Here is an 11417-nt window from a genome sequence, read left to right on the forward strand (position 1 = left end):
CTCTGGTACACTTATCTTGCATGCTCTTAATCGCTTTGTCCCATTTTCGATCAGCTGACGTTCAAATTCTGGTTTGAATGCTTGGTAAAAGTCGTCAATGTGGCAGTATAATTCGGTTAGGTTGTCCATGTAAGAAGTCCTTTTTGTTGAGTTTTTGTTGGTACCTTAACTTTAACAATTTTGGACTTCTTTTTTTTGCCTTTTTTGACCTGCTTATCCCGAACTCAGGTTAATAGATATCTAACTCTTAATCCAACTGACTTAAGATAGCGACCTCTTTGATGTAGCTCAATAAGTCAGTTTCTGATTCTTGCAGCAGTTCATCGTCACTCATGTGCTTGGCATATTCAATCCATAACAACAGCTGAAATAAGCTATTACGCTCTGCCGCTTTGAACTGCTTACAGAACTGCTTTAAGGTGCTTTCATCGTTAATATTTAAGCGGGTATACCAGCCTTCAATTTTAACAGCTTGCTCTTTGCTAAATCGAATTTGGAACAGAGCATCGACTAAAGCGTGGCGATCCTCTTCACTGATTAGCTTGCCCACACGCTTAATTTGACGATTACGAGCGGTCGCACTGGTGATGTCAGACAAAGCCATGAGCTCAGCCAAGAAGTATTCCGTTGCCGGTAGCTTCTTCATCTGTTTTTTGGATAAAGCCGCCAATGGCACAGACAGTTTCTGTAAGCGCTCATGGGCTTTTTTTAGTTCAGTGCGAGAAACTCGCATGTCATGTTCGGACCAATCAATCATAAAAATCTCAAATTAATAATAAAGTAATATCGGCACTCTGGTAAAACTTGGAGCTTCTAAGGTCAGAATACCTGCTTTCAATGTCCCCAGTGTAATTTTTCACGGTGCTTAACCATCGCTTTTAGCTCGCTTGGCAAGCTTTGTGACAATCTGGCATGCAGCTTCTCAGTAATGAATACTGAACGGTGTTTGCCCCCTGTACAGCCGATTGCTACCGTGACCGTGTGTCTATTGTTGTGTAAAAACTCAGGCAGCCAGCGATTTAAAAACTGGTAAATATCCTGCTGCATTTCGTCCACTTCTGGAAACTCTGCAAAAAATTCAGCCACCTCAACATCTCGACCGGTCTTAACCCGTAACTTAGGATCCCAATGCGGATTGGGCAAGATGCGCACATCAAAAATAAAATCAGCGTCAATGGGCACCCCGTATTTGAACCCAAAAGACAGCAGGTTAACCGTAATTTTATTGTCTGCCCCTATGTATTCACGCACTAGCTCTTTTAACTGATGAATATTAAGGCTACTGGTGTCGATGGTAATATCGGCGTTGCTGGCAATTGAGTGCAGCGTTTCCGTTTCCTTTTTTATGGCGCTGGGTAAGCTTTTAACATCATAACTCGACATCGCCATTAAAGGATGCACTCGGCGTGTGGCGGCAAAACGCGCTACCAATACCGACTCTCGTGCAGTGACATATAAAACCTTAACGCTATCAACGCCATAAGCTGTCAGTAGCTGCTCATAAATACTTTTAAAGTTAGAGGAGTCTGCTTGTAACGTTCGTATGTCTACGCCCAAGGCTAGTTTTTTAATATCGCCATCTTCTGTCAGCTTTTCAGCGGCGGCAGGCAATAACGATAAGGGCATGTTATCAATAACGTAATAGCCCAAATCCTCTAAAATATTAAGCACTGAGGTTTTACCAGAGCCGGAACGTCCGGAAACAATCAAAACCTCTACCGCTAATACCTCAGGATTCGGCTGTAGCGCTGTTTCAGCTTCTGATTGTCTGGCAGACATATGGTAGACCCCCTATCCTTGTGTTGTAAGATGCTATGAGTATTACTCAAATACCTAAATGCTCAAATAATTAAAACCGACAGGCTTCGCACTTTTATTTCAATACCGCATACCACACTTAAGGCACTGCTAAACATCAACCTCTTGGTTATCCAGTAAGCGCGCTTTACCCAACCAGGCTGCTACTGCTATCAACCAAGACTGCTTGCCAGCAAACTCAGTAATCGGCGTTAAGTCTTGATTTTTTACCTCAAGATAATCAACCTTAAAGCCTTTAGCATTAATTGCAGCAATACTTTGCTCAATTAGACTTTCAAGATCACTGTCACAGCTAGCCTGGCCGTTTTGTAATTTTAGCGCTAAATCTTGAACCGCTTTATGAAGCTCAGGAGCCTTGGCCCTCTCTTCTTGTGTCAAATACTGATTGCGTGAAGACAAGGCCAGCCCATCCTCGGCACGGACTATAGAACCCCCAATTAACTGTATATCAAAACTTAAATCTCGAACCAACTGCTTAATAATCGCCAGTTGCTGATAGTCTTTTTTGCCAAAGACAGCCACATCAGGCTGTACGATGTTAAACAGCTTAGTGACCACTATCCCCACCCCATCAAAATGGGTAGGACGCGATTTACCACACAGCATTTGACTGATATTACCTGCTAATACTTGGGTCGGAGGTGGCATAACTGGGTACATCTCCTCCACCGTAGGGGCAAAGATATAGTCCGCTTCTGCTTCTTTCAACTTCTGGGTATCCGCCTCTAAAGTCCTAGGATAGCTGTCTAAATCTTCTCCTACCCCAAACTGGGTGGGATTAACAAAGATACTGACCACCACGATATCTGCATGCTGTTTGGCCAGCTTTACCAAAGAGATGTGACCTTGGTGTAGATTGCCCATGGTAGGCACTAAAGCTATTGTTTTATGGGCTCTTAGTGGTTTAAGCGCTTCACGTAACGATTTAATAGAGTTATGAGTGATGGTCATGCAGTTATCCTAATGATCCGATCGATTACCAACTGAAAGAGTTTATTAAAATAGCTAAGTACGGTTAATTAAACTGATGCTGTGGTTGAGGGTAGCTGCCTTCTATGACCGACTTATGAAATAAAGCAAAAGCACCCTCTACACTACCCGCATAATCACTTTGCTGATTACGCTCATCGGTTAAAAAGTCATGGACAAAACGCGCGACTCTACCATAGGTCACCCCCAGCATATCGTGCATCACCAAAACTTGACCATCGGTATCAGCGCCAGCACCAATTCCAATTACTGGCACATCTACAGCTTCTGTTACTTGTTTCGCTAAGGCGGCTGGGACACACTCTAGCAAGATAATTGCCGCCCCCGCCTCGACGACCGCCTTAACATCGGCCATCAATTTGGCCGCGCTATCTTCTGTTTTACCTTGTACTTTATAACCACCGAACACGTTAACTGATTGGGGAGTTAATCCTAGATGAACACAAATCGGTGCTCCAGCAGCTGTCAACGCTGCCACCTTATCTACCAGCTCTGCGCCACCTTCTAATTTAATGACTTGTGCCCCTGCTTGCATAATTTTTCTAGCATTAGCAATAGTATCTTCAAGCGTCACATAGCTCATAAACGGTAAGTCCGCTAGAATCAGCGCATGCTTGTTGCTGCGCGCCACGTTCGCAGTGTGGTATACCATATCATCAACAGTTACTGGTAACGTTGAGTCATGGCCCTGAACCACCATACCCAGGCTGTCTCCGATCAAGATAGTATCGACTTCAGCATTCTGCATCATTTTTGCAAACATCGCATCATAGCAAGTCAGACAGCTGAATTTACGACCCTCTTTTTTATATTTATTTAAAGTCGATAAAGTAATCATATAAGGCCACCTAAGAAGAAGTAAGCAAATAAATAATAAAGGACCAACTAAATGTTATGAACTAAGACAAGCGACTGAGTCCTGACCAATCCTGACTTTGTTCCAAATCTGCAATAGCAATCCCGTTAATTTTCACGTTAGGATTGAGCTCAGCCAAGGGTATCAGAACAAAATTACGCTGAGTGATCCCAGGATGAGGCACTGTTAAGGTAGGGCTATCCACTTGCTCATCGCCATAAAGCAGCACATCCACATCTAAGCTTCTCTCCCCCCAATGACGCAAACGAACGCGCTGTGCTTGCTGCTCTAATTGTTGGCACAAGGTCAGTAAGTCATGGGGCTTCAAAGTGGTCTCAATTTCAACGACAGCATTGATAAAGTCTGGCTGATCTTGAGGCCCCATAGGCTTAGAGGCGTAAAGAGATGAGGCGTTCACCTGAGTTACCTGGGGATGAGCCTTTAAACTTTGTATGGCGTTATGAATGTGCTGACTAGGACTGCCCAGCTCATTGGTAAGGTTACCACCCAATCCCAGATAACAGCGTTTACTAGCTGAGGCTTTCTCCATAATAACTGATACCTTATGACTGATTGTGGCCCATTTTATTTGTTAGCCTTTTTTTCACTGACACTAATCGTAGAGCTTGGCTCCCGACGACGACGCGTCGCAGGCACTCGATCACTTTTAGGGATAACTTTATCAGCAAGGGCTGGGGTTGAGCTTAGTTTTTCAGTTTTTACCTGCTTCTGCTTAGACGCTGTCACTTTTGGCTCAGGCGTAGAGGCTACTAACTGCTTAGGAGTAGCTGACTGACTGTTGTCTACTTTAGCCTCAGAAGCAGTCTTAGCGGTTAGCGCTTGTGGCTGTTTTTGCTTATCAGCAACGATCTGCTCACTTTTGGCTGCTTGCATGCGTTCAGAGTATGACAGCGTTTGGCTAGGCTGACGACGACGACGCTGACTGGGGATAGGCTCCGCTTTTGGTAATAACACCACATCTTTTTTTACCACCAACTGCGAAGAAACCACCTTGTCTGTGCTGGTTTTAGCAATGTGCTTTGAAGTAGGCTTAGCTGTACTTGAAGGCTCATTTTGCTTGGTTGACTGAGCTTTCGTAGCAGTCGCTTGGTGCGCTTCAGTCTGTTTAACCTGCTGCTTATCAATATCAGATTGCTGGGGCACTTGTTTTGCCATTTTATCGGCATTGATGGTAAATAGCGGGCTCGGTTGACCCTTTTGAGAGGTTTGCTCACCAGCTAATTTACCTAAAGACAGCTTCTCAAGTTGCGCTCTTTCGGCAGCATAGTGTTTATTTTGGGTAGGACTACTGCCTTCTTTTTGCTTAGGAGGTTTAGGACTATAAGCAGCTGTCTCATTATTTGCTTTAGCCACCGCACTATTTTGATCGTCCTGACGGTTTCGGCTGCGATTGCGGTTACGGCTTGATTTACTAGCACCGCGGCGACTGTCTCCAGCAAAGCTATCAATGGCCTGTTGCTTTTGTTTTTCTGATAGTGTCTGATACGTTTGCCACCACTCTCCCATACCATTGGTAGACTCAGACAGCGGATTCAACTCATCATCACACTGCTCACGCAATAATAAGAAGTCAAAAGCGGCTCTAAATCGAGGATGCTCTGCCAACTGTGGAATCTGCTTCACTCTAGGATTGGCAAGTTTGGGCTGCATTACCCAAATATCACGGATAAACTGCTCGGCAAAACGAGGAATCGCCGTTTTAATACGCTGACGGTCAATAACTTTACTGGCAGCTTGTAGCTGAGCATCATGAAAAGGCATGTTTTTCTTTTTAAACTTAGCCAATTGATGCAAGTAATTGTCCCAAAGTAGCGCCGCATAGAAGAAAGCGGGGTTGATACTTTTACCCAAAGCAATTCGCTTATCAGTATTGATAGCAACTTGATTTACCAATCTGCTGGGCTGCTCTGGTGGATAGATAATTAAGTGACGAATGGCGCCATATTCAAACAATAACGGCAATAAAGGCACTAAATAACCGCCCGTAAACATTTTCTGCGATTCATCATACAGTCTGTGCGGAGAAACTTGATCCAGCAAAGCCCAGTTGTCATCATGAAACTGCTCTGATAATTCTTTATCAAATTCGAACCCAAGTTTGGCTTTAAAGCGTAAAGCGCGGAGTAATCTAACTGGGTCTTCTTCGATACGCAAAGGCGCGTGGCCCAACAATCTAAGGGTTTTATTTTTGATATCATCTAACGCATTACAAAAGTCATGCACTACCCCTTTCAAAGGCTCGTAATACATAGCGTTGATGGAAAAATCGCGGCGGGCAAAATCTTGATGAATATCACCCCAAACGTTATCGCGAACAATCATACCGTCACTGGTAGTATGCTCGTTACCAGTAGGGGGCGCACGGAAAGTGGCCACCTCAATCATGTCACGGCCTGAATACACATGTGCCAATTGAAAACGACGCCCAATAATACGGCAACGCTTGCCAAACAAGTCTTTCACTTCATGCGGTCTTGCATCAGTTACGGCATCAAAGTCTTTTGGATTGAGACCTAAAAGTGTGTCACGAACCCCACCACCGACAATATAAGCCTCGAAACCAGCTTTAGTCAAAGTGGCAATCACTTCAATAATCGAATTGGGTAAATCCGCCTTACTTAACCCTAACTGCTTGGCTGAACGTTCTGCCATGCATCTACTCCCTACAAACTAACAAAAGCCCATGATTACCCGCCAAATTTGCGGCTAAGTAAACTAAGGCATATATAATCGCTAGTGTAACAAATTTTCAAGGTTGATGCCCAACATACTGAGCCTTGGTAATATTAATATCTGCTTAGTAATTATTGCCATAATAATGTTTTGAGTTAGCACCAATTAACAAACCAACGCAGAGCCCGCCAAAGTGCGCCGCAAAAGAAATGCCCGTTTGAGGCATAAGCCCCTCTTTTAAAATGAACCAGTAACTGGCTCCCATTAATATACAGGCCAATAAATAACCCCAACGTCTGGCAAAAACGGCACCACCGATCATATAACCTAGCATCGCAAATATTAATCCTGAGGCTCCAATATGAATAGAGAACGGCGACCCTAGTCCCCATGTCATTAAGCCAGAGCCAATAATTAGCTTTACTATCGTACGATAAGCATTACGCTCAAACAGCCCAAATAAAAATAATATTTGTACTAAAACAAGGGTGTTTCCCATTAAATGAGCAAAATTACCATGCATGGTCCAAGAGGAGGTCACCCCAATCAAACTATTTAGGCTTAGACTGCGCGGAATAATACCTAGCGCATTCCAAAAATTAAACAATATCGTACTGTTTAAAATATACATGACCCATATGGGAATCAAGACGAAACCATAAAGGCCAATCACTTGGCCAAGACGATGTTTAATAAGACTAAATATTTTCTGCCAATTCATAGATGTCACCCTATCGTAGGGATTTTAAACGCCCTAATTTGTAATCACAAAGTCATTAAACCCCCTTTGGTTTGGGTATAAATAACGACTACTTAAAACTATATAATCTTATATGATTACGCCCTACTCTAAATAGATCAGCTAGAGAATAGTTAACCAGAACGTCTGGTTCTGGGGGTCCAAGTGTGTTTATAAAGCTTGGAGGTGGAGTGATAAGGCACTAAGGCAGTGGGCACATAGTTTCTGGCAGCCTCAATGTGCTGAATGGAATCATCAAAAAAGATATGTGGAGCAAAGGTTTTTAATACTGAGGTTTTTTCAAGTCCCCCCAAAAAAAATGCCATATCTACTGAAACGCCCCACTCACGCAAGGTCTTAATAGCTCGTAAATCAGCCGGTGCATTACGGGCAGTGACTAATGCAATCTGAATGGGCTGAGAGTCTTCTGTACGAGGCAGCCTATCTTGTAACAATGATAGTTTTATTAATAAGTCTGCATAAGGCCCTTTTTCAATAGGTAAGTCAGTCATTTTGGCCTCCCTATCATGGAAGGCCTTGAGTCCTTTTTGCTTGTATAAAAGCTCGCCAGAGTCATCAAACAACACCGCATCTCCATCAAAGGCAATGCGTAATTGCTCGGTATCTAATTTGAAGGTATTGACCGGTGTCGCATCCAATATAGCGCAGGCACAGATCTTAGCATCAGCCACACTTTGGGCGTCCTCCCTATTGGTAGTCAAAAATAGATCTACCTTAAAGTCGGCGATATAATCCGCCACCTCACCGCCAGAAATAAACGCTGAACGGGTAATGCACAAACCTCGTTTTCGAATAGCGTTTAATACCCGAATCCCCGTTTCAGGACAGCTCTTTGAAATAATAACCACCTCAACTAAAGGAGCATTATTTTGGTAGCCGTCCTGATGATTGTCTCGAGCACAGTTATTTAAATTTAATATGGCTTGAATTAACGGAAAGCCTGCTCCTATCTCTAGGGGATCATTTTCATGCTGCTGCATATATTCCCGAAATCTTTGGGTGGCAGTTAAAGGATCTTCTTCAATCAACTGTTCACGATAGGTTTCGGATTCATTTAAATCAAAAAGTGCGGTTGCGGAGATCGCAACAATTAATGTATTTGAGAGATCTACAGCCATTACTACCCAAGCCTCAATAAACCAGTGATTAACTAAATGAGTTATTATCCCATAAACGTCTGCGTTTTATAGACCTATATACACCAGTTTAACTGACATTTAAAGAACGGTTTAATTTACTAATACCAATAAAATCATCATGGGACTGTGCCAAAAAACAAAAAACCACACCCTCTCTTAGAAAGTGTGGTCAAAAAGTGCTAGTAGAGTAAGTTAATTTACAAGTACTAAAGAGATGGCAGGGAACGCGACCAAAATACCCAGTCGTACCACGTCTGAGACAATGAATGGCGCTACCCCCTTAAACATATCAGACAACTTAATGTGGGGTGCCATTGCCTTAATTACGAAGATGTTCATGCCCATGGGCGGAGTAATTAAGCCTAACTCAACCGTTAGTACTGCGATAATACCAAACCAAACTGGATCATAACCTAGAGCCACTACAATCGGGAATACAACCGGAATAGTAATAACCAACATGGCTAGGGGATCCATGAATAGGCCCAATAAGAAGTACATCACTAAAATGCACAGTAGGACCACCATAGGACTAACCGCTAAGGTCCCAATCCAAGTTGCCAATGAATAAGACAAACGAGACACTGAGATGAAGTACGCCAACGCTTCTGCACCTAGTAGCATAAAGAACACCACTGCAGACAACGCTAAAGTCTCAATCAATGACTGTTTAAGTCCATCCATACGCATGCCTTTAGCAAAGGCATAGGCCCATGACACAAAGGCACCTACGGCCGCACCCTCTGTCGGGGTAAACAAGCCAAAGAAAATACCTGCAATAATGATAATGAAAATGAAGCTAAAAGGAATAAGACCTGTTAATGACAATAGCTTATCTTTCCAGCTTGTAGGCTCTCCTCGCTGTGCCAAATGAGGTTTCCAACGTACCATGATCATCACGGTAATCGAATACATCACCATGCCCAATATGCCCGGCAAAAAACCAGCGATAAACATATCGCCCACAGATTGCTGGGTCAAAATGGCATAGACCAGTAAAGCAATACTCGGTGGAATCATAATCCCTAAGGTGCCACCTGCTGCTAAAATACCACAAGCAAAACCTGGCTGATAACCATACTTCTCCATCTGTGGCAGTGCCACTTTAGTCATGGTTGAGGCTGTGGCCAAAGAAGAGCCTGAGATAGACGCAAAAATACCGGAGGAACCAATCCCTGCGATACCAAGACTGCCTCTAACACCCCCGAAAATAGTACGTGTGGCTTCAAACAATTTGCCTGCCATACCTGAGTGAGTGGCAAATACCCCCATTAAAATAAACAAGGGAATAGCACTAAAATCGTATTTTGCCAGTACGTCTACAGGTAAATCTTTTAGCATCTGTACCGCACCATCTGGGGTAGTGACTGCGCCAAAACCCACCAGACCAACACCTAACATGGCTAAGGCTACTGGGACTCGAAAAACAACGAGGAGGATCATAACGACTAGGCCGATAGCACCAATGATTTCTGGGCTCATGCGCCTGTCTCCTCGGCGTCAAAGAACTCGCCTGTTTTAAAGATATTTATGGATTCGATCAGTGATCGTATGGCTAGCAAAACACTCAAAAAAGCACTGATTAAGTAAATGGGCATCATTGAAATACGAAGATCTTGGGTTACCTTGCCAAACTCTATGGCATCAAAGGCACTCTCAATTAACCCCCAAGTAAAGAAAGCTCCAATCACGAAAAAGCCCAACATGAACACACCCATCATGTAGCCCTTCATGACTCTGGACATTTTTTGGGTAAAGATATCAACGATGATTTGTGAGCGTTCGACAAAAGCGGCGAAAGCGGCTAGTAAAGCGAACAGCATGAAAAAAGATACAATCTCCACACTGCCTTTTACGGTAAAGCCAAAATCCCCGCCCGTAAGTTTAAAGACATAGCGAGCAACAACATCTAACATGGTTGTCAGAACAATGATGATAAGACTAATACCACCAATGAACTGACAAAACCTTGAAATTAGAGTGCTGATCTTTAGCAAATAAGCCATAAGACAACTCCTCTAATTTAGTTAACCCTTACAAGCTGCGCTGGCCGCTTTTGCTTTTGCATAGACACCATCGGCGTCAAGACCTTGTGCTTTTAAATCATCAAGATATTTTTTCGTGCCTTTTTCGAGAGGTCCTTTCCAGTCCGGATCATTTAATGGATCTGGAATTTCAATGATTTCATCTCCCTTAGCTTTAGCGGCTTCAATTGCCATCAAGTCATGTTTATCAAATACCTCACCTACTTTATTTGCCAGTGCCATGCCTGAGTGTTTATCGAGAATTTGCTTTAGGTCATCGGGTAAACTTTCATATTTATCCTTATTCATAGCCACCATCAAAGCTGAACTATAAAAAGGAATATGAGTATGGTACTTAGGAATTTCATCAATTTTAAAGGCTGTAACGGCCTCCCATGGGAAGCTTAAACCATCGACCACACCGCGCTGTAATGAGGTATACATATCGTTAGCAGGTAAACCTACAGGTGAAGCCCCTGCGCTCTCAATAATATCTCCTGCGACCGCTGAAGGACGACGAATTCGCATCCCTTTCATATCTTCAGGAGTACGAATTAATTTATTCGTCGTGTGTAGTGATCCTGGACCAGCCCCATACATGAAGAGCACATGAGAATCTTGATACTCACTCGCGATGGTACCGTCTTCATATAAAGTCTGTAAGATACAACCCATTTGAGTGGCTGAATTTGATAAACCCGGAAGCTCGGCAACCTGAGTTAACGGAAAGCGACCGCTGGTATAGCCGTGAGCCTGTGAGCCAATATCAATAGTGCCTTTGACAGCAGATTCATAAGTAACATCTGCCTTACTAATACCAATTCCACAAAATAATATACAATATAACCAACTCAACAACATAATAGAATCATATGCCGAAAAAAACCCCTAGAAACCATAAACTCACAGACCACGATTTTCTGCAATTATCTAAAACAGAAGGCAGTGCCAGAGCGCGAATCAGACTACTCATGCTGCATCAACTGAGTCAAGGTCATCCTATAGCGACCGTAGCAGAGAACTTTGGCTATAACCCTAGAAGCGTCTATACCATAAGAAGGAAATACTGGTTGCATGGTATCACTAGTGTCTATGACGCAGCTGGCAGAGGCAGAAAGAGTCTTTTAGCAGAAAAA

12 protein-coding genes and 1 pseudogene are annotated in these 11417 nt (G+C 43.2%); 1 reads left to right on the top strand and 12 read right to left on the bottom strand.

The window, feature by feature from the left end; genetic code table 11:
• From A1019T_RS04085 to A1019T_RS04140, 12 genes and pseudogenes are all read right to left on the bottom strand, one after another.
• Nucleotides 1-129: pseudogene (locus A1019T_RS04085) on the bottom strand (IS982 family transposase); the annotation flags it as partial.
• Between the two features lie 118 nt (nucleotides 130-247).
• A complete protein-coding gene (yjgA, locus tag A1019T_RS04090; RefSeq protein ID WP_077450544.1) occupies nucleotides 248-757 on the bottom strand; it encodes a ribosome biogenesis factor YjgA in 510 nt (169 codons plus the stop codon).
• Nucleotides 758-834: 77 nt separating this feature from the next.
• The gene (rapZ, locus tag A1019T_RS04095; protein ID WP_077450545.1) at nucleotides 835-1779 is read right to left on the bottom strand and encodes an RNase adapter RapZ; all 945 of its coding nucleotides are present in this window, start codon (nucleotides 1777-1779) and stop codon (nucleotides 835-837) included.
• 129 nt (nucleotides 1780-1908) lie between these two features.
• Nucleotides 1909-2769, bottom strand: coding sequence for a pantoate--beta-alanine ligase (gene panC, locus A1019T_RS04100; protein ID WP_077450546.1), 861 nt, complete (start codon nucleotides 2767-2769; stop codon nucleotides 1909-1911).
• A gap of 64 nt (nucleotides 2770-2833) precedes the next feature.
• Nucleotides 2834-3646, bottom strand: coding sequence for a 3-methyl-2-oxobutanoate hydroxymethyltransferase (panB, locus tag A1019T_RS04105; protein ID WP_077450547.1), 813 nt, complete (start codon nucleotides 3644-3646; stop codon nucleotides 2834-2836).
• Nucleotides 3647-3707: 61 nt separating this feature from the next.
• Nucleotides 3708-4214, bottom strand: a complete 507-nt coding sequence (gene folK, locus A1019T_RS04110; RefSeq protein WP_077450548.1) for a 2-amino-4-hydroxy-6-hydroxymethyldihydropteridine diphosphokinase — start codon at nucleotides 4212-4214, stop codon at nucleotides 3708-3710.
• Between the two features lie 35 nt (nucleotides 4215-4249).
• On the bottom strand, nucleotides 4250-6337 hold the full coding sequence (gene pcnB / locus A1019T_RS04115; RefSeq protein WP_077450549.1) for a polynucleotide adenylyltransferase PcnB: 2088 nt from the start codon (nucleotides 6335-6337) through the stop codon (nucleotides 4250-4252).
• 145 nt (nucleotides 6338-6482) lie between these two features.
• Nucleotides 6483-7079, bottom strand: a complete 597-nt coding sequence (locus tag A1019T_RS04120; protein WP_077450550.1) for a rhomboid family intramembrane serine protease — start codon at nucleotides 7077-7079, stop codon at nucleotides 6483-6485.
• Nucleotides 7080-7231: 152 nt separating this feature from the next.
• A complete protein-coding gene (locus tag A1019T_RS04125; protein ID WP_077450551.1) occupies nucleotides 7232-8236 on the bottom strand; it encodes a 5'-nucleotidase in 1005 nt (334 codons plus the stop codon).
• A gap of 213 nt (nucleotides 8237-8449) precedes the next feature.
• A complete protein-coding gene (locus A1019T_RS04130; RefSeq protein WP_077450552.1) occupies nucleotides 8450-9739 on the bottom strand; it encodes a TRAP transporter large permease in 1290 nt (429 codons plus the stop codon).
• Entirely contained in the window at nucleotides 9736-10263 is a 528-nt protein-coding gene (locus tag A1019T_RS04135; RefSeq protein WP_077450553.1) for a TRAP transporter small permease, read from the bottom strand. The genes A1019T_RS04130 and A1019T_RS04135 overlap by 4 nt, the downstream gene beginning before the upstream one ends.
• Before the next feature lie 21 nt (nucleotides 10264-10284).
• Nucleotides 10285-11142: a TRAP transporter substrate-binding protein gene (locus A1019T_RS04140; RefSeq protein ID WP_244156532.1), complete on the bottom strand. Its 858-nt coding sequence runs from the start codon at nucleotides 11140-11142 to the stop codon at nucleotides 10285-10287.
• Between the two features lie 11 nt (nucleotides 11143-11153).
• Between A1019T_RS04140 and A1019T_RS04145 the strand changes: the two genes are divergently transcribed.
• Nucleotides 11154-11417, top strand: a 264-nt coding sequence (locus A1019T_RS04145) for a helix-turn-helix domain-containing protein (protein WP_143514050.1), incomplete at its 3' end; no start/stop codon positions are given.

Origin of the sequence: Psychrobacter piechaudii, assembly GCF_900162825.1 — a bacterium.
In the GTDB taxonomy this organism is placed as follows: domain Bacteria; phylum Pseudomonadota; class Gammaproteobacteria; order Pseudomonadales; family Moraxellaceae; genus Psychrobacter; species Psychrobacter piechaudii.